Raw genomic sequence first — 18,039 nt, 5'->3', positions numbered from 1 at the left:
CCTGTCGGCAGCGCACCGCACAAACCTGTCCGACAGTCGGACAGGTTTTGGAGCATCGCGCCCCGGGCCTACGCCCCCTCAGGGGCCTTCACCATTTCGCGCGGCGGGAACACGAACTGCGCGGCCCCGGCCACCAGCGGCGAGACATCGCGCTGGAACGCAGCGAGCATCGCCAGCCGCTCTTCCGTCCACCCGCGCCCCTCTCCTGCGTCGCGCACCAGGCAGTGCAGGGCCACGCGCCGGGCCTCCGGACTGGGGCTCCGCGCCAGACGCCGGCCGACGTCGTCCATCGTCCCCACATTCAGGCTGGACACCGCCACCTGTGCCGCCATCAGCGCATCCGCGTGGAGCCAGCCCTCCCGGCCCATCGTATCCAGGTGGCTCGCGAAGGCCGGCGGCGCGAGGGCCACCACCGCGCAACGCACGCGCAGCGTCGCCAGGCGCGGGTCCTTCGTCAGGAGCCCCGTCACCAGGCCCTGCACCGCGAGCAGGGGCACGGGCCGCATCCGCTCCCGGGGCTGAAGCAGCGCGTCCAGCGCCACGCTCAGCGCGCGCCGGTCCTCCACCACCGCCTCCAGCATCCGCTCCAGCAGCGTCACGTCACGCTCGTCGGCGCGGTACACCAGCGCCCCCATCGCCGCGCGCACCTCGTCGTCATAGGGCGAGGCCAGCCGCGCGCCACACGCGGCGAGGAACACGCGCTCCCGGTCCTTCACGGGCAGCCACGCCGCGCGCCGCAGCAGGTCGATGCGCGCATCCGGCTCCGGCCGCGCCAGCACCTTCGCGAGCAGCGCGGACAGCCGCCCATCCAGCGCCTCCGTCAGCCGGTCCGCCGGAATGTCCCCCACACGCGACGCCATGATGGCGTCCTCGCCGGTGACGGCGCGCTCGAACACCGCCCACGTGGGCTCGCGGTCCAGGTGGTCCCACAGCGCGCGCAACAGCGCGATGCGCACGTCGCGGTGCAGCGGCTTCGCGTCCAGCTCCAGCAGCCGCTCATAGCCCGCGTCCGAGCGCAGCTCGCCCAACAGGCGCACCACCTCCTTGGCCACCGTGACCTTGGTCAGCGGCACCTCCGCCAGCAGCGACAGCACCCGCGTGACGGGCATCCCGTTGAACGCGCGGCGCAGCCCGTAGATGGCGATGCGCGCGCGCGAATCCTCCAGGGCCCGCAGCAGCGCGGGCACCCCCTGGCCCTGGTCGCACCGCGCCATCACCCGCAGGGCCCGCTCCTGCACCGCGGGCCGCTTGTCGTCCGCCAGCGCGAGCAGCGCGTCCATGGGCGCCCAGTCCAGCGCCGCCATCCGCGTCACCGCCTCCAGCAGCGTGGGCGTGTCCCGCTCCATGTCCTCGCACAGCCTCGCGAGCGCGCGCGAATACGCCTGGCTCTGTTCGGTCGTCCATCGGAAGAAGCCGGAGGAGAAGGGGAGGATCCAGTGCGTCGCCCCGGTGGCGAACCGGCCCGTGATGACCGGCGCGTCCAGGTAGGGCCCCAGCAGGTCCTGCCGCCGCCGGTGCAGGTAGTCGCGCACCACCGAAATGGCGATGACGCTCTCGTCCCGCTTGAGCAGCTCGGGCAGCAGCCGGTCGAAGTCCCTCCAGGCGCGGTGGCGCAGGACCTCCAGGGCGACCGCGTACGCCTTGCCCTGTCGCAGCGCCATCCGCTCCAACTCCTCCACCAGCTCCCGGTGCAGGGGCATCCCCCGCTGCTCGGAAGCCGCAAGTGTCACGACCTCGTCGCCCCAGCCCCGGTCCCTCCAGTGCCGGAGCACGCCCGCGAGCGTTGCCTCGTAGCGGGGCCGGTCCTCCCGCGACAGCCACTGCGTCAGGGCGAGCGACAGCCTCACCTGGGGGGTGGTGTCACGCACGGAGACGAGCCAGTCCGACAGGCCGGGCACCAGCGCCGCGCGCTTGCCCAGGCTCGCCGCCAGCTGGAGCAGGGGGCCCCCGCGCTCGCGCTCCGCCCAGACCTTCGCCATCTTCAGCAGGTACGGTGCGGCGTGGCGCACCTCGTCGTCCGTCAACCGGTGCCCCAGCCCTCCGTCCTGGACGCGCCCGCGCTCCTTGAGGAAGGTGCCCAGCCACTGGGCGCCCCACGCCGCGTCCGCGCGGAAGGCCCGCACCAGCAGCCGCTCCGCCGCCTGCGCCGTGGGCATCGACAGGTCCGCGGCATCCAGCGCGTCGCGCAGCACCCGGCCCAGCGCCTCGGTGTGCTCGGCGCGCCACATCCGCCGGGGCCAGTCCGCCAGCGCCTGCAACATCAGCCCTCGCACCGGGTCCTGTTCGTTCTTCCGGGCCAGCACCACCGCCAGCGCGGGCGCCACGCACGCGGGCTCGTCCGGGCGCAGCCCGGGCAGGGCCAGCAGGGCGCTCAGCGCCGCGCCGCGCATGCCGGCGTCCGGGTGGCCCATCTCGGCCCGGAGCACCTCCAGCGCCTCGCTCCACGGCAGGTAGCGCGCGTAGGCGATGCGCTTCTCGGCGCGGGTGTGCAGCTCCATCACCTCATGCAGGTGCCGGCGCGCCTCCCGCTCGCGCAGGTCCATGGGAAGGTGCCGCACGGAGTCCAGCGCGATGATGCCCCTGTTGTTGCGTGCCCCCACCGTCCAGCGCGCGTAGACGCTCTCTCGCACGGCCGGGTCCGCGATACGGGCGATGAGCTTCGTGCCCCAGGCGGGGGCGCGCTTCACGGACGCGGCCCAGGCCTCGGTGAGCGTCGCGTGCAGCGACTCCGGCAGGTACTCCAGCACGTCCTCCGCGCTGCCTAGCAGCGTCGGGTCGCGCTGGACGATCCACGTCAGGGACCCGGCGTCCAGCGACGCCAGGGACTTCGCGAACAGCAGATGGGGGAGGGCCACCGTGGGGTGCTGACGCAGGAGCGCCACCATGCGCACGGGGCGCTGCCGTACCAGCGACCGCAGGGGATATTCGAGCGGCGGGATGCCTCGTTCCAGCAGCAGCGTCAGCAGCGTCTCCGCGAGGTCGGGCGTCCGGTCCGACAGCCACGCCAGCCCCCACGCCAGATGCTGCCGGGTGACGGGGTCCGGCTCGCCGGGCACCGCGCGCAGTTGCTCCAGCAGGAGCTCGCCCAGCACCGCGGGCGCACGCCGCGCCAGCCGCGCCCAGAATCGGTGGCTGGGCCGCTCCAGCGCCCGCGCCAGATGCTTGCGCAGGCCCGCCTCGGAGGCCAGGGGCACCGTGTCCGCGAAGGTAGCGGGGGCTCCCCGCTCCGCCAGCCCGTCGAGGAACGCGTCGATGACCGGGGAGCGCCGCTGCCTCACCAACTGGCGCAGCACGTGCTGCTCGCGGCGCATGCCGTGCGCCATCCGCAGCGCCTCCAGCGCCTGGGCGTCGTCACAGGCCAGCGCCACCAGCTCGAACGCCAGCGCGCGCACGCGCGAGGATTCATCCGCCGTGGCCTTCAGCACCGCCGCGCCATCCCGGCGCGTGAACTGGGCCGCCAGGGCCAGCCGCCGTTCGAAGGCATCCCCCCGGGCCAGCGCGTCCAGCTGCGCCTGCGCCTCCGGGTCCGTCCGCGCCTTCCGGCCCAGCTCCACCATGCGGCGCACCCGGGCATCGTGGAAGGTGGCGTTCAGCTCGGAGCGCAGGGCGGACAGGGCGGGTTCGGACATGGCGCCCAAGGATGCCCGCTCCCCGGGATTCCTGACAGACCCACTCCTGCCGCTCCGTGGCTCAGTGCGTCGCCTCGGTGGGCGTGATGGGGTAGCTGCCCGTCGAGTGCGCGCGCGTGTGCTGCGCGAAGAGGAAGCGCCGGACCGCGGCGCGGGTGATGAGCCCGCATGGCGCCAGCCCCAGCACGGGGGCCACCGGCAGGGCGTCCACGTCCTCCTGGTCCATCACCCGGAGCGCATGCGCCAGGTCCGAGTCCGGCGCCAGCGCCGGCAGCTTGCGCGCCATGTCGCTGGCCACGAGCAGCGGGTACATGGACTCGTCGCGCCACACCTCGCGCAGCTGCTCCACCTGCACCGTGCCGTAGAGGTTGCCCTCGGTGTCCAGCACCGGCAGCGTGCCGGCCTCTGAGGTGAGCAGCTGGTCCGTCAGCGCGCGCAGCGGCGTGCCCGCGGGCACCGCCGGCACCTCCGTCATCAGGGCGCGCACATGCGTGGCGGCCAGCAGGTCCTCGTCGCTCTGCACCTTGGGCGCGGTGCGCTCCGTGAGGTAGTGGCACAGCGCGGACGCGATGGTGCACGTGACCATCAGCGGCAGGATGATCTCGTGGCTGCCGCTCAGCTCGTACAGCATCATCATGCCGGTGAGCGGGCCGCGCGTGAGCGCCGCCACCGCGCCGCCCATGCCCACGATGGCGTACGCCCCGCTGGGCCCGGTGGCGAGCGGGAAGAAGTAGTGCACCAGCGTGCCGAACGCGCCGCCCGCCATGGCGCCAATGAGCGCCGCCGGGAAGAACGTGCCGCCGGACCCGCCAGAACCAATGGTGAGCGACGTGGCCACGAGCTTCAGCACGCACGCCGTCAGCATGAAGTAGAAGGGCAGCTGGCCCGCCGCCGCCAGGTTGATGTAGTCGTGCCCGCTGCCCCACACCGTGGGGCTCAGGAACACGAGCAGACCCGTGCACAGGCCACCCAGCGCGGCGCGCACCGGCAGCGGCTTCCTCCCCAGCCACGGGGACAGACGGCCGCCCATGCTGCCGTGGAAGAAGTGCTCCACCCCGTGCAGGAGCTTCACGAACGCGAACGCGAGCAGCCCGCACCCGATGCCCAGCGCCGCGTACGCGAACACCTCCGAGCCGCTGACCAGCTCGTAGTTCACCCGGTGGATCATGGGCGCCTCGTCCAGCACGCCCCGGCTCACCAGCGTGCCCGCCACGCTCGCCAGGATGATGGGGGAGAACACCCGCAGCTCGAACTCGCGCAGGATGATCTCCATCGCGAACACCGCGCCCGCGATGGGCGCGTTGAAGGACGCGGAGATGCCCGCGCCCGCGCCGCACGCCAGCAGGATGGACAGCTCCTTGCGGCTGAAGCCCAGCACGCGCCCCACGCTGGACGCGAACGCCGCGCCGCCATAGACGATGGGGCCCTCGCGGCCCGCGGACCCGCCGCTGCCAATGGTGATGGCGGACGCGATGAGCTTGAGCAACCCGCGGTCCGCCGGCACCACGTTGGCGCCGCTCTTCACCGCGCGCACCACCTCCGGCAGGCCGTGGCCGTGCGTCTCCGGCCGGTCGCGCAGGAGCCGCCCCACCGCCAGGCCGCCCACCGTGGGCGCGAGCAGCACCAGCCACCAGGGCAGGTGCGGCAGCGCCGCGGGCATGTTGTGTGAGTGGCCGAACACGGCGTTCACCGCCGCCAGGCCCACCAGCGGGTAGTAGAGCGACAGCGCGCCCAGCGTCAGCAGCGCCAACAGGCGCAGGCGGCGCTTCACCTCGTCGCGCGGGCCGCCGGGATCAATCACCCGCGCCAGCAGCAGCGCCCCCAGCGCCAGCGGCACGCCCACCAGCGCGTATTCCAGGTGCCAGCGCGCGGACGCGAGCGACTCCATCAGCGTGTGCAGCCGCTGCGGCTTCAGCGTCGCCGCCAGCTCCGCGGCGCTGAACGTGATGCCGCTCATCACGCCAATGAGGTTGGAGAAGATGCCCGCGGCGAGGCCGCTGTAGAGCCCCACCACCGCGCCCGCGATGGGCAACACCGAGGGGCTGGGCAGGCGGATGCGGTTGGACGCACCCAAAAGGAAGTAGATGAGGCGTGAAAGGTTCTGACGCGCCCAGAGGCTGAGCGCGGCCATCCGCTGCACTTGGGCAGGCGGAGGTTCGTCGGAGTCATTCATTTGGTACACCTACTAAACGGAGGACGCCGGTGGGTTTCAAGCCTCTTGATGGAGGTGTGACGCGCGCCTTGTCCGCTTGCACTCCACTCCACACATCCGCCGAGCGGTGCCCGGCCCCTTGCCCCCGGAGCGTGCTACGACGCCCCTGGTTTCCACCCGATGAAGGAGGCATCGCACATGCTCAAGCCGGGAGACGTCGCGCCGGAGTTCACCGTGCAGGACTCGGCGGGAAAGACGCACCGCCTGTCGGACTACCGGGGCAAGAACGTGGTGCTCTGGTTCTACCCGAAGGCGGACACGCCGGGATGCACCGCGGAGGGCTGCTCCTTCCGCGACCACAAGCCCCAGTACGAGGCGAAGGGCACCGCCATCCTGGGTATCAGCTTCGACACACCCGCGGAGAACAAGGCCTTCTCCGAGAAGTTCGGCTTCAACTTCCCGCTCCTGTGCGACGTGGACCGCAAGGTGGGGCTGGCCTACGGCGCCGCGGATGACGCCTCGGCCCCCAACGCGCGCCGCGTGGGCGTGGTCATCGGGCCGGACGGCCGCATCAAGGAGTGGCACGCGAAGGTGGACGCGCGCGCCTTCCCCCAGGAAGCGCTGTCGCGGCTCCAGTAGGACGCCGCGCGCCCTGGCCTCAAGGCGCGAACGAGCGGGACGGCAGGCGCGAGCGGATGAACACCGCCACGCCCGCCAGCACGAGCCACGGCAGCACGTGCCCGAGCATCAGGTGGCCCGCGCTGCCGTCCGGGCAGTGCACGTGCAGCACCAGCAGGCTCACCCCCGCGGAGGACAGGCCCGCCGCCAGCGCCCGCACGGGCTGGAAGGCGGAGCGGCACAGGAGGACGAGCGCCAGCGCCAACGGCACCACCGACAGGGCCACCTCCGCGCCCATGCACCCCAGGGTTCCCGCGAGGAACGGCCGCGCCTGGACCCCCGAGCGTCCCGTCAGCTGCGCCAGCGCCACGACGAGCGCGCCCGAGGCCACGAGCGTGAAGGGCCAGGCGCGCCGCATCGGCGCCAGGGCCACCATCGCCCCCCCGCCCACGCCCACGACGATGAGCAGCGCCACCAGCGCCACCGCCCACGGCGACGCGGCGTTGAGCATCATCCCGTGCCGGCCCACCACGAACAGGCCCAGGACGCCCACCACCAGATAGGTGGCGAGCAGCACCGCCACCTCCTTCCACCACGGCGTGGGCCGGGGCCGTGCGGCCAGCTCCGTCAGCGACTGGCGCCGCGTCTGCTCCAGCCGCGCTTCGTCAACGGGGGTGGGGGAGGGGACGGAGGCGGGAGGCCCCAGGGCATGGAAGCCCGCCAGCAGGGCGCGGCAGTCCGCGCAGCCCGCCGCGTGCGACGCCAGGTCCGGAGGCAACGGGCCGTCCATCTGGTCCAGGACGCGCTCACACTCGGGCGTCATCGCGATGTCTCCTCCTGGAGCGGGGCGAGCAGCTCGCGCAGGCGCGCGTAGCCCCGGTGGGCGCGGACCTTCACCGCGCTCTCGGTGAGGCCCAGGGCCTCGGCGATTTCAGCGAAGCCCATGCCCTCGAAGCGGTGCATGAGGATGGGCAGCCGCTGGCCTTCGGGCAGCTGCGCCAGGGCGTGTTGCACCGCGCGCTCCAGTCCCACGTCGCGCGGCTCCGGCGTGTCCGCCGCGACGGTGACGGGCAGCTCGCCCTCGGGCGTGAGGTCCTCCGGGCGGCGGTGGCGGCGGGCATGGTCCCGCGCGGCGTTGGTGGCGATGGCGTACAGCCACGGACGGACGCGGGCGCCCGCCTGGTAGCGGCCCCGCGCGCGCACCAGGGACAGGAAGGTGAGCTGGGCCAGGTCCTCGGCGGTGGAGGGGCTGCCGGTGAGGCGCGCCAGGTAGCCCTGGACGGGGCGCGCGTAGCGCTGGAAGAGCGCGTCGAACGCCTGCGCGTCTCCCTGGCGGAACCGCTCCATCAGCACCTCGTCCGAGTCGCCGGAAGCTCCCGAGGACACCGGCATCTCTCCGGTACGCACGGGCGCGGCATCAGGTTTCACGGGAGGTGACGAGGGGCTCACGGACAGGGGGGATTTTAGGCCCCCCCCGGCCGCCGCGAGGGAGAAAGTCGCCCCGTCAGGGCGAGGCGGCCGGCCGCAGCCGAGCCAGCCACTGCTCGAAGGCGGGGTGGCCGTGCAGGTGCGCCAGGTCCTCGTCGGAGGCGGCATAGGCCGCGTCCCGGAAGCCCAGCCCTTCCGCCCGCTGGAGCAGGCGCACCGCGTCCGGCACGTTGCCCGCGCGAGCGAAGGCGCACGCCGCGTCGTACGCGATGCCCGGGTCGGGCACGTGGCGAAGGGCGGCCTCGCTCACCGCCGCGGCCTCCGAATAGGCGCCCCGGATGAACAGCGCCCGCTCCGCGCACCGGAACGCGGCCGCCGGGTCCGCGCCGGGCAGCCGCAGCGCCTCGTTCACCTGGCCCAGCCGGATGAGCGCTCCCGCGTACTCGTGCATCACGGTGCGGTCCTGCGACTCGGCCCACGCCTGCTTCCAGTAGCCCACCGCCCGGGCGTCATCCCCCACCAGCGAGAACGCCGCCGCCACCGCGTGCATCTCCACCGGCTGGCCCTGCACCTGGGAGAAGTGGTCCAGCGCGGGCCGCCCGTGGCCCTGCTTCAGCGCCACCCAGCCCAGGAGATAGTGCGCCCGGCTGGTGAGGTTGGGGGACAGGCCCTCGGTCTCCAGGAGCCGGGTGCCCTGCCGCCACGCGTCGTCCAGCCGGTCCTCGCGCAGCGCCTGCTGCGCCTCGCGCAGGGCCTGGGCGAGGGGGCCCTCCTCCTCCTTCGCCGCGTTGCGCGCGCGCATCACGTCCGCCAGCACGCGGAACGCCTGGAAGCCGAACATGGCGAAGAGCACGCCCATGAACAGCGCCCCGGTCCGGATGCTGAGCAGCACCACGCCCACGCACAGCCCCAGCGCCAGCACGTGCGACACGATGAAGCCCCGCCGCCCGAACATCCGCGTCGCCAGCGCCGTGCTGATGTGCCCGCCGTCCAGGGGCGGCACCGGCAGCAGGTTCAGCACCGCCCACACCATGTTGGCGAAGAAGAAGTTGCCCAGGAAGAAGTCCGCCATCTCCGAGCGGCCCCGCACCTGCATCAGCACCGCCCAGCACAGGACGCCCAGCGTCAGCCCCGCCAGCGGCCCCGCGAAGCTGCTCACCACGTCCTTGTGCCAGGGCAGCGGCGCGTCCGTGTTGGGCCGGGTGACGCCGCCCATGAAGACCAGGTCCACGCTCGGCCGGTAGCCGAAGAAGCGGAAGGCCACCGCGTGCCCCAGCTCGTGGACGAGCACCGACACGAAGATGATGAACATCCACGCCAGCACGAAGGCCACCAGGGCGCCCACGTGCCCGGGCGACGAAGGGTCGACCAGCTGGTCCCCCAGCCACCCGGCTCCCGAGTGACGCCCCGGCAGCGGGCGGGACTGGAAGGCGAACACCGCGGAGAAGAGCAGGTGACTGGTATGGACCTGGACGGGGACGCTCCCGAGCCTGAAACGGAACATGGCGGAGGACCATAATCGTTGGTCCCCACCCGCGCAGGGCCGTTCTCATGGTCCGCGCGCTTCTGTTCCCCGCCGGGTATAGGGTGTCCTCACGCCATGCTGAAGCTGGGTCCCTACACGCTCCCCAACCCCTACATCCTCGCGCCCATGGCCGGCGTGAGCGAGCGTCCCTTCCGCGTCATCGCCTTCCGCCTGGGCGCGGCGCTCTGCCCCACGGAGCTGGTCAGCGCCCAGGGGCTGATGCGGCAGAACCAGCGCACCCTCAAGTACCTGCGCTACGACCCAGAGGTGGAGAAGCCCTACTCGCTGCAGATTTTCGGCGGCGAACCGGAGGCCATGGCCCGGGCCGCGCAGGTGGGCAAGGCCGCGGGCGCGCAGCTCATCGACATCAACATGGGCTGCCCGGTGAAGAAGGTGGTGCGCAACGGCGCCGGCAGCGGCCTCTTGTGCGACGTGCCCCGCGCCGCCGCCATCGTCCGCGCCATCCGGGAGGCAACGGGCCTGCCGGTCACCTGTAAAATCCGCTCGGGCTGGGACGCGCGCACGCTCAACTACCTCCAGGTGGCGGAGGCCCTCCAGGAGGCGGGGTGCGCGGGGCTCGCGCTGCACCCGCGCACGCGCGAGCAGGGCTACTCGGGCCAGGCGAACTGGGCCCACATCGCGGACCTGAAGCGCCACTTCCCGGAGCTGCCCATCATGGGCAACGGCGACGTGAGGACGGTGGCGGACGCCCACCGCATGCTGGACAGCACCGGCTGCGACTTCGTGATGATTGGCCGGGGCGCGCTGGGCAACCCGTGGCTCTTCCGGGAGCTGCGGGGCGGCCCGCCCGCCACGCCGGAGGAGCGCTGCGAGCTGGTGCTGGAGCACGCCCGCGGCCACGCGGAGTTCGTCGGGGACGCCTTGGGCGCGGTGCGCTCCTTCCGCCGCCACCTGGCCTGGTACGCCCACGGCCTGAAGGGCGCGGCGCACTTCCGCTCGGAGGTGAACCAGCTGGACTCGCCGCAGGCGGTGGAGGACAGCGTGCGCCGCTTCTTCGCGGGCGCGGACACCGACCCCACGGCCCTCCTGGAGGAGCCGCCGGAGGTGGACTACCGCGCGGCGCTGGGCTGAGCGCCGGCCACGACGGAGGCCGGCGGCACCAGCACGCGCCCGGTGGCCACCGCGCGGAAGTAGTCGCACGCCGGGGTGGGGCGGCGCTCCAGCGTGTCGAAGTCGACGTGGTAGAGGCCGAAGCGCGGGCCCCAGCCTTCCAGCCACTCGAAGTTGTCCAGCAGGCTCCAATAGAGGTAGCCCTGCACGTCCACGCCCGCCTCGCGCGCGGTCAGCACCTGGCGCAGGTGCGCATGGATGTACTCCGGCCGCACCGTCCCCTTACGGTCGTCGATGCCGTTCTCCGTGACCCACACCGGCTTGCCGTAGCGCTTCACCTCCTGGAGGAGCTGGAGGAAGCCCTCGGGCCGCTGCTCCCACCCGATGTCGGTGAGCCCGCGCCCCTCCGGGTCGCGGTACTTGAAGTCGATGAACGGCGGACGCGGGATGAAGCGCAGGTGCGCGCGCGTGTAGTAGTTGACGCCCACGAACTCCACCGAGTCGCGCGCCCCCTCGATGTGCACGTTCGTGGACGCCACGCCCGGCATGAACACGCGCAGGCGGCCGGTGGACAGCGCCTCGTGGAACGCGTGGTTGTAGGCGGGGGCCGCCCACCGCACCAGCAGGCGGTCCAGGGGATGCCACGCGCGGTCCGGCGCGAACGCGAGCATGTTCTGGGAGATGCCCAGCTCCACCCGGCCCAGCCGCTGCCCCAGCTCCTCGCGCGCGATGACGTGCGCCCGCACCAGGTTGGCGAGCGCGGCCATCATCTTCCCCCCGTCCGCGATGCCCGGCGGCATCACTCCCTGGAGGTAGCCGCCCAACAAGAGGACCATCGGTTCGTTCAAGGTGATGATGAGCGCGTCCAGCCCCTCCAACAGGGGGGCGCACCGGCGCACATACTGGCGGAAGGCCTCCAGGCTCTCCGGAAGGTGCCAGGGCGTGGACGCGTGGAACCACGTGGGATGGGTGAAGTGATGCAGCGTCACCACCGGCCGCAAGCCCAGGGCGCGCAGCCGCAAGAGCCGCTCGCGGTAGGCCTCCAGCGCGGCCTCGTCGAACCGGCCGCGCTCGGGCTCGATGCGCGCCCACTCCAGCGACAGCCGGAACGCCGTGGCCCCCACCGCCTTCGCCAGCGCGTAGTCCTCCGGGTACCGGTGCCAGTGGTCCACCGCGCGGCCGCAGCGCGCATGCGGCTCCTTCAGCCTCCCCTGCCGCTCCCACTGGGACCAGTCGTTCTCGATGCCGCCCTCCACCTGGTACGCGGACGTGGCGACGCCGAAGGTGAAGGACGCGGGGAAGGTCAGCGCGCTGGTGCTCATGCGGGCGCGCACCGTAGGCCGCCGCCTCCGGGACGCAAAGCGACACGACGCGCACGCGCCGGATGCACGGCAGCGGACATCCAGGCCTGTAGCGCGAACCCTCGAAGTGCGTCCGGAGCCGGAAACTCGGCCTCGCGCGCGACGCGCCGGACCCCCGAAATGACCGCCACGAACGGTTCGAAGCGCCCGGAGGCCAAAAATCGGCCTCGCCGCGCACTGCAATACATCACCATGCGTTGACACACTGGCATGTCGCCCGTACCATTCATTTCAAGCACTCACGTTCAGTTCGAAGTGGGTGCAGGGCTCGCGTCCTCGCGGGCCTCAACACTGAACGGAGGATTCCGATGGCCGCGAAGAAGAAGACCGCGAAGAAGGCCGCGTCGAAGAAGACCGCGTCGAAGAAGACCGCCCGCAAGGCCCCTGCCGCCAAGCGCGGTACGGCCAAGAAGGCCCCGGCCAAGAAGGCCGCCGCGAAGAAGTCCGCTCGCAAGACGACCCGCAAGAGCGCCAGCAAGGCCGCTGCGGCCCCGGCGACCCCGGAAGCCTGAAGTAACGGCGTCATTTCGGACGTCGGTTGACGTCCGGTGAACGGCTCGGCGAAACCCGCCGGGCCGTTTTTCTTTTTGCGGGCCAGGGGCTCCCTCCCCTCGGGGTCCGCTCCCGGGAGGGGCCATGTCGCTGCGTCCGGTGGAGTTCGGGGAGGTCGTGGCGGAGGCCGCGGCCCGGCTGGTGGGCGCGGTGGCCCAGAAGGCGTGGTGCCCGCTGCCCCGCCTGGCCTACCTGGAGCTGCGCGTCCCCGGCAGATCGGTGGTGCTGTGCCTGTGCGCTGAAGGTGAGCTGTCGCGCCTGTCCGTCGCGGAGGACCGCTTCCCCACGCCGGGCGAGCCCGCGCCCTTCCAGCGCTGGCTGCGCCAGGAGCTCACCGGCTTCAAGCTCCAGGCCGCGCGCTACCTGGAGGACTCTCGCGCCATCGTCCTGGAGTTCGAGCGCGAGGACGTGCGCCGCCGGCTCGTCCTGGAGGTGGGCGCGCCCGGGGGACTGCTGCTCCTCAGCGACAACAACCGGGTGCTGATGCTCTCCGGTGAAGGCTTCGGCCCCAGGCGCAACCTCTATCCCGGAGCGCAGTGGTCTCCACCGGAGCCCGTGTCCGCGGAGGCGCTGGCGAAGGGGCGCGCGCAGCCCTCGCGCCTGGAGCCGCGCGAAGGGGACGTGCTCCCCAGGCTGCAGGCCGCCGAGCGGGTGCTCGGGCAGAAGGACCGCACCAGCCGCGCGGACACCATCCGACGCCGGCTCGCGCAGCCGTACCGGGCGCGGCTGAAGCGCGCCTCGCGAACATTGGAGAAGGTGCGCGCGGAGGCGGGGCGCGGCCCGGAGGCGGAGAAGCACCGGCAGGTGGGCGAGCTGCTCGCGCAGAACCTGCACCGGCTCAAGCGCGGCGCCTCCCAGGTGACGCTCACCGCCTATACAGAGGAGGGCGTGGAGGAGGTCCAGGTGAAGCTGGACCCGAAGCGCACTCCCAGGGAGGAGGCGGACTGGCACTTCCACCAGTACCGCCGCCTGCTGCGCGGCGTGGAGCAGGCGCGCCACCGCGAGGCGGAGCTCGCGCGCGAGGTGGCGCACGCGCAGACGGCGCTCGCGCAGATCGAGGCCATGGATGACGCCGCGCTGCTCGCGCAGGTGGACGTGCTCCAGGTGTCGCAGGGCGAGGAGGGCCCGAAGGGGGGCCTCCCCTTCAAGGAGTACGTGGGCCACGGCGGCGCGCGCATCTGGGTGGGGCGCGGCTCCGAGGACAACGACCAGCTCACCTTCAAGGTGGCCCGTCCGTGGCACCTGTGGCTGCACGCGCGCGGCCTGCCGGGCAGCCACGTGGTGGTGCCGCTGGAGAAGAACGCGGAGGTGGCGCAGGAGGTGCTCCTGGACGCGGCGCACCTGGCGCTGCACCACTCCGGCGCCAAGGGCGAGCCGCGCGGCGAGGTGAGCTATCTGCCGGTGAAGTTCGTGCGCAAGCTGAAGGGCGCGGCCCCCGGGCAGGTGACGTATGCCCGGGAGAAGACCTTTGTCGTGCGCATGGAGCCGGAGCGGTTGGAGCGGCTGCTCAAGTCGCGCCATGGCGACCCGGGCGCATCGTCCTGAAGGACGATGCCTGTGGGACGGATTCACCCCAGCGTGTCACGCTCGGCGTGTGGGCCCGGTCGACCGGCGGACGGGCATCCAACCCCCGGCCTTGAGGTTCGGGAAGTGCCGGGTACGATGCCCCCCGCGTGACGCCCGAAGCCTTCCGCCAGATGTCCCTGTTCCCGCGTGGCTCGTCCGCGGAACGCGCCGCCACTCCCGCGCAGCCGCGCGCGCCGGAAGGCCCCGCGCCCCTGCCGCCGCGCAACCGCGTCGCGGAGGAAGCGCCGCGCGTCCTCACCGCGTCGCGTGAAGAGCTCTGGACGCGCGCGGAGTCACTCGCGTGGCGACTGAGCGCGAACCTGGGCATGCCGGTGCGTCTGGCCGTGACGGACAACCGCTCCACCATGGTTTCATTCCGTCGCGGCGCGCAGGTGCTCCAGCTGCGGCTGCACCACATGTTCCTGGACGCGCCGGAGATCGTCGTGCGCGCGGTGGCGGACTACGCGGGCCGGGGTCACCGCAGCGCGGGCGCCCTCCTGGACGAGTACATCCGGGGCCAGCAGCCGCTCATCCGCCAGCTCCGCCGTGAGTCCGACGCGGAGCTGAATCCGCTCGGTCGCTGCTTCGACCTGCGGGCGCTCTACAACGGCGTCAACGAGGCCTACTTCGGCAACGCCATCCAGGCCCGCATCGGCTGGGGCCGCATGCCGCCGCGCCGCCGCCGCAAGTCCATCCGCCTGGGCGTCTACGACCACCAGACGCGGGAGATCCGGATCCACCCCGCGCTGGACAAGCCGGACGTGCCCGCCTTCTTCGTGGAGTTCATCGTCTTCCACGAGATGCTCCACCAGCTCTTCCCCAGCAGCAATCGCACGGGGCGCCGCGTGCATCACCCGCGCGCCTTCCGCGAGCGCGAGCGCACGTACCCGCACTACGCCGCCGCGCTGCGTTGGGAGCGCGAGAACCTGGGCACGCTGCTGCGCGGTTGAACGCACGCCGAGCGGCCTGGACATTTACTGGTTTACCTGCCCGGTCGCGCTCGGTGATGTCTTGACCGAAATGAGGGAGAGCCGGATGTTCGGCCTCATATGCGACGAGCAAAGATTGTCTGCACCCTCGGCCCGGCCAGTCAGACCCCGGAGATGTTGGAAGCGCTGCTGGAGGCCGGCATGGATGTGGCCCGGCTCAACTTCTCCCACGGCAGCCACGAGCAGCATCAGGCGAACATCGACATGCTGCGCGCGGCCTCGCTGAAGGTGCGCAAGGCGGTGGGCATCCTGGGCGACCTGCAGGGGCCCAAGATCCGCACCGGCCGCTTCATCACCGGCAGCACGGAGCTCAAGCCGGGCGGCGTCTTCCACATCACCACGGATGAGACGGTGAAGGGCACGGATGAAATCGTGTCCACCACGTACCCGCACCTGGCGGCGGACGTGAACCCGGGCGACCGCATCCTGCTGGATGACGGCCTGCTGGAGCTGCGCGTCCTGGAGACGGACAAGAAGCAGCTCATCAAGACGGAGGTGGTGCACGGCGGCACGCTGAAGAACAACAAGGGCATCAACCTGCCCGGCGTGGCGGTGCGCGCGGACGCGCTCACGCCCAAGGACCGCGAGGACCTCATCTTCGGCCTCAAGGCGGGCGTGGACTACATCGCGCTGTCCTTCGTGCGCCAGCCGTCGGACCTGGACTCCGCGCGCCAGGCCATGGCGGAGGTGGGCCGCACGGTGCCCATCATCTCCAAGCTGGAGAAGCCGGAGGCCATCGCGCGCCTGGACGCCATCCTCGACAAGACGGACGGCGTGATGGTGGCCCGCGGCGACCTGGGCGTGGAGATTCCCCCGGAAGAGGTGCCCGCCGTCCAGAAGGACATCATCCGGCGCTCCAACCTGCGCGGCCTGCCCGTCATCGTGGCCACGCAGATGCTCAACTCGATGATCGACAACCCGCGCCCCACGCGCGCGGAGGCCAGCGACGTGGCCAACGCCGTCTACGACGGCGCGGACGCGCTGATGCTCTCGGGTGAGACGGCGAGCGGCAAGTTCCCCACGGACTCCGTGCAGATGATGGAGCGCATCATCCTGGCGGCCGAGTCCTCCGCGCGCGCGCAGCTGCAGCCACGCGTCATTGAAGCCCCGCTGGGCCTGCCGCTGCACTTCCCGGACGTCATCGCGCGCGTGGCGTGCGAGGCGGCCAAGGCCAGCGGCGCCACGCTCATCGCGGCCTTCACGCTGTCGGGCGTGACGGCGCGCCTGCTCGCGCACTACCGGCCCACGGTGCCCATCGTCGCGTTCAGCCCGAACCAGGAGGTGCGCCGCCGCCTGTCGCTGCTCTGGGGCGTGGTGCCGCGCGTGCTGGAGCCCATCCAGGAGACGGAGACCATGCTCCGCCGCGTGGAGGAGGAGCTGGTGTCGCGGGGCCTCGCGCGCCGGGGCGACCGCATCGTGGTGGTGTTCGGCGCGCCGGTGGGCCAGCCGGGCAAGATCAACAGCCTCCGGCTGCACACCATCAGCGCCTGATGCCGCGACTCACGCCGGGCTCTTCTTGAGGGCCCGGCGGGGAATCTCCGCCTCCACGAAGATGGTGAAGAGGTCCATGTCGAGCTGTCCGGACCCCGCCTCCTTCTTGAGGATGTCGAGCGCGAGCGCGTGCGGCACGGCCTTCTTGTAGGGCCGGTCGCTCGCGGTGAGCGCGTCGTAGATGTCACAGATGGACATCATCCGGGACTGCACCGGAATCTCCGGGATGGCGCGAGGGTAGCCCGTGCCATCCAGCTTCTCGTGGTGCGCGTACGCAATCTCCGGCACGCGGCGCAGCGCGCGGGTCCACGGAATCTGGGACAGGAAGCGGTACGTGTGCTCGACGTGGCTCTCGATTTCGCGGCGCTCCTCCATGGAGAGGGTGCCGCGGGTGATGGAGAGGGATTGGATCTCCTGGGGCAGCAGCAGCGGCTGGCCCTGGTCGTGAGCGTCGGTGAACGTGAGCTTGCCCAGCTCCAGGAGCCGCTCGAAGTTGCCCTGCGCGAGCACCGTGGGCTTGTTGCAGGTGAGCAGGAAGCCCATCACCTCATCCAGCTGGGCCAGCTCGTGGGCGAGCCGCAGGTCCTCCTCCTGGTGGATGGAGGGCAGGGCGGCCAGGCCGCGAGCCTCCACGGCGGACAGCCTGCGCCGCGAGCTCTGCAGCTGCAGGTCCTTGCGAGCCAGTTGGAAGCGGGCGCGCAGCGCCTCCAGCTCATGGGGGTAGAGCTTCTCCGCCTTGACGAGCACGTTCTCGCGCACGCCCACCTTGCCGAAGTCGTGCAGGAGCGACGCGTACCGCAGCTCCTGCAGCTCCACGGCGGTGAAGCGCATCTGGGCATAGCGGCCGGTGGAGTGGTGCTCCAGCGCCTGGGCCAGCGACACGGTGAGGTCCGCGACGCGGCCGGAGTGGCCCGCGGTGGTGGGGTCGCGCGCTTCGATGGCCACGACGGACGCGGAGACGAAGCCCTCGAAGAGGCGGTTGATCTCCTCGTGGAGGAGGGCGTTTTCAATCGCGCCGGCGGCCTGGGCGCCCAGGGCGAGCAGCAGCTCCTCATCCTCCGCGTCGAACACCTGCCCGCCGCGCTTGTTGAGGGCCTGGATGACGCCGGTCACCTCGCCGTTGGCGTCGCGCATGGGGACGCAGAGGATGGTGTGGGTGCGGTAGCCGCTGGAGACGTCGAAGCTGCTGTTGAAGCGGGGGTCGGCGTAGGCGTCGGGGATGTTGATGACGGCGCCCGTCTGGGCGACCTGGCCGGCGACGCCGCTGCCCATGGGGAGGCGGATCTCGTTCTTGGAGCCCTGGGCCACCTTGCTCCAGAGCTCATTGCGCTCGCGGTCCAGGATGAAGAGCGAGCAGCGGTCCGACTCCACGACCTTGGTGGCCTCATAGAGGATGAGGGGCAGCAGCAGGTCCAGGTCCCGCTCGGCGCTCATCGCCTTGGCGACATCCAGGATGGACGTCAGCTTCGCGAGCCGGCGGTTCAGGTTGGGGGAGGCGGGCGCGGACTGAGGAAGCACCGAGGCGGGCTCCGTGGGATGCGGCGGGTGGCCGCGGGCGCACCGGGTTGTAGCATGCAGGATGTGTCGGCTGCCCGGGCCCACCCCCTGTGGGGTCCACCTCTGTCCGCCAGCCCGCTGTCCTGCCGGGCGAAGGTAC

Annotated in this window: 13 protein-coding genes; 6 read left to right on the top strand and 7 right to left on the bottom strand. The window is 72.0% G+C overall.

What is annotated here, in order from left to right:
- Window positions 1-68 precede the first annotated feature (68 nt).
- A complete protein-coding gene (locus KYK13_RS33465) occupies window positions 69-3,629 on the bottom strand; it encodes a hypothetical protein (RefSeq protein WP_223638128.1) in 3,561 nt (1,186 codons plus the stop codon).
- A gap of 61 nt (window positions 3,630-3,690) precedes the next feature.
- Entirely contained in the window at window positions 3,691-5,802 is a 2,112-nt protein-coding gene (locus tag KYK13_RS33460) for a chloride channel protein (RefSeq protein WP_370645204.1), read from the bottom strand.
- Between the two features lie 177 nt (window positions 5,803-5,979).
- On the opposite strand from KYK13_RS33460, the gene KYK13_RS33455 reads away from it, so the two are divergent.
- A complete protein-coding gene (locus tag KYK13_RS33455; RefSeq protein ID WP_223638125.1) occupies window positions 5,980-6,420 on the top strand; it encodes a peroxiredoxin in 441 nt (146 codons plus the stop codon).
- Between the two features lie 19 nt (window positions 6,421-6,439).
- Here KYK13_RS33455 and KYK13_RS33450 read toward each other — a convergent pair whose 3' ends face one another.
- The 3 genes from KYK13_RS33450 to KYK13_RS33440 all read right to left on the bottom strand — a co-directional run bounded on the left by KYK13_RS33450 (window position 6,440) and on the right by KYK13_RS33440 (window position 9,331).
- Entirely contained in the window at window positions 6,440-7,222 is a 783-nt protein-coding gene (locus tag KYK13_RS33450; RefSeq protein WP_223638122.1) for an NrsF family protein, read from the bottom strand.
- Complete coding sequence (locus tag KYK13_RS33445; protein WP_223646887.1) at window positions 7,219-7,791, bottom strand: RNA polymerase sigma factor; 573 nt, start codon at window positions 7,789-7,791, stop codon at window positions 7,219-7,221. Before KYK13_RS33445 ends, KYK13_RS33450 begins: the two co-directional genes overlap by 4 nt.
- Window positions 7,792-7,903: 112 nt before the next feature.
- A complete protein-coding gene (locus KYK13_RS33440; protein WP_223638120.1) occupies window positions 7,904-9,331 on the bottom strand; it encodes a site-2 protease family protein in 1,428 nt (475 codons plus the stop codon).
- A gap of 96 nt (window positions 9,332-9,427) precedes the next feature.
- On the opposite strand from KYK13_RS33440, the gene dusB reads away from it, so the two are divergent.
- Window positions 9,428-10,444, top strand: coding sequence for a tRNA dihydrouridine synthase DusB (gene dusB / locus KYK13_RS33435; protein WP_223638117.1), 1,017 nt, complete (start codon window positions 9,428-9,430; stop codon window positions 10,442-10,444).
- Here dusB and KYK13_RS33430 read toward each other — a convergent pair.
- Entirely contained in the window at window positions 10,423-11,745 is a 1,323-nt protein-coding gene (locus KYK13_RS33430) for a glycoside hydrolase family 1 protein (RefSeq protein WP_223638114.1), read from the bottom strand. The genes dusB and KYK13_RS33430 overlap by 22 nt on opposite strands.
- 347 nt (window positions 11,746-12,092) lie before the next feature.
- Between KYK13_RS33430 and KYK13_RS33425 the strand changes: the two genes are divergently transcribed.
- The 4 genes from KYK13_RS33425 (at window position 12,093) to pyk (ending at window position 16,382) form a co-directional block, all read left to right on the top strand.
- Entirely contained in the window at window positions 12,093-12,296 is a 204-nt protein-coding gene (locus tag KYK13_RS33425; protein ID WP_207057695.1) for a hypothetical protein, read from the top strand.
- A gap of 124 nt (window positions 12,297-12,420) precedes the next feature.
- Window positions 12,421-13,881 (top strand): NFACT RNA binding domain-containing protein, encoded by a 1,461-nt coding sequence (locus tag KYK13_RS33420; protein WP_223638111.1) that lies wholly within the window; start codon window positions 12,421-12,423, stop codon window positions 13,879-13,881.
- Between the two features lie 152 nt (window positions 13,882-14,033).
- Entirely contained in the window at window positions 14,034-14,852 is an 819-nt protein-coding gene (locus KYK13_RS33415; protein ID WP_223646885.1) for a hypothetical protein, read from the top strand.
- Window positions 14,853-14,951: 99 nt separating this feature from the next.
- Window positions 14,952-16,382, top strand: coding sequence for a pyruvate kinase (gene pyk, locus KYK13_RS33410; RefSeq protein WP_223638107.1), 1,431 nt, complete (start codon window positions 14,952-14,954; stop codon window positions 16,380-16,382).
- 9 nt (window positions 16,383-16,391) lie between these two features.
- Here pyk and KYK13_RS33405 read toward each other — a convergent pair whose 3' ends face one another.
- The gene (locus KYK13_RS33405; protein WP_223638103.1) at window positions 16,392-17,900 is read right to left on the bottom strand and encodes an HD domain-containing phosphohydrolase; all 1,509 of its coding nucleotides are present in this window, start codon (window positions 17,898-17,900) and stop codon (window positions 16,392-16,394) included.
- Between the last annotated feature and the right edge of the window lie 139 nt (window positions 17,901-18,039).

This window comes from Corallococcus sp. EGB (genome assembly GCF_019968905.1).
Taxonomy (GTDB): domain Bacteria; phylum Myxococcota; class Myxococcia; order Myxococcales; family Myxococcaceae; genus Corallococcus.
This window is presented reverse-complemented; position numbering and strand designations above follow the sequence as displayed.

Excerpts from the sequence above, each read along its gene's own strand:
- KYK13_RS33465 (WP_223638128.1), bottom strand. The coding sequence starts at position 3,629 with ATGTCCGAACCCGCCCTGTCCGCCCTGCGCTCCGAGCTGAACGCCACC.
- KYK13_RS33460 (WP_370645204.1), bottom strand. The coding sequence starts at position 5,802 with ATGAATGACTCCGACGAACCTCCGCCTGCCCAAGTGCAGCGGATGGCC.
- KYK13_RS33455 (WP_223638125.1), top strand. The coding sequence starts at position 5,980 with ATGCTCAAGCCGGGAGACGTCGCGCCGGAGTTCACCGTGCAGGACTCG.
- KYK13_RS33450 (WP_223638122.1), bottom strand. The coding sequence starts at position 7,222 with ATGACGCCCGAGTGTGAGCGCGTCCTGGACCAGATGGACGGCCCGTTG.
- KYK13_RS33445 (WP_223646887.1), bottom strand. The coding sequence starts at position 7,791 with ATGCCGGTGTCCTCGGGAGCTTCCGGCGACTCGGACGAGGTGCTGATG.
- KYK13_RS33440 (WP_223638120.1), bottom strand. The coding sequence starts at position 9,331 with ATGTTCCGTTTCAGGCTCGGGAGCGTCCCCGTCCAGGTCCATACCAGT.
- dusB (WP_223638117.1), top strand. The coding sequence starts at position 9,428 with ATGCTGAAGCTGGGTCCCTACACGCTCCCCAACCCCTACATCCTCGCG.
- KYK13_RS33430 (WP_223638114.1), bottom strand. The coding sequence starts at position 11,745 with ATGAGCACCAGCGCGCTGACCTTCCCCGCGTCCTTCACCTTCGGCGTC.
- KYK13_RS33425 (WP_207057695.1), top strand. The coding sequence starts at position 12,093 with ATGGCCGCGAAGAAGAAGACCGCGAAGAAGGCCGCGTCGAAGAAGACC.
- KYK13_RS33420 (WP_223638111.1), top strand. The coding sequence starts at position 12,421 with ATGTCGCTGCGTCCGGTGGAGTTCGGGGAGGTCGTGGCGGAGGCCGCG.
- KYK13_RS33415 (WP_223646885.1), top strand. The coding sequence starts at position 14,034 with ATGTCCCTGTTCCCGCGTGGCTCGTCCGCGGAACGCGCCGCCACTCCC.
- pyk (WP_223638107.1), top strand. The coding sequence starts at position 14,952 with ATGCGACGAGCAAAGATTGTCTGCACCCTCGGCCCGGCCAGTCAGACC.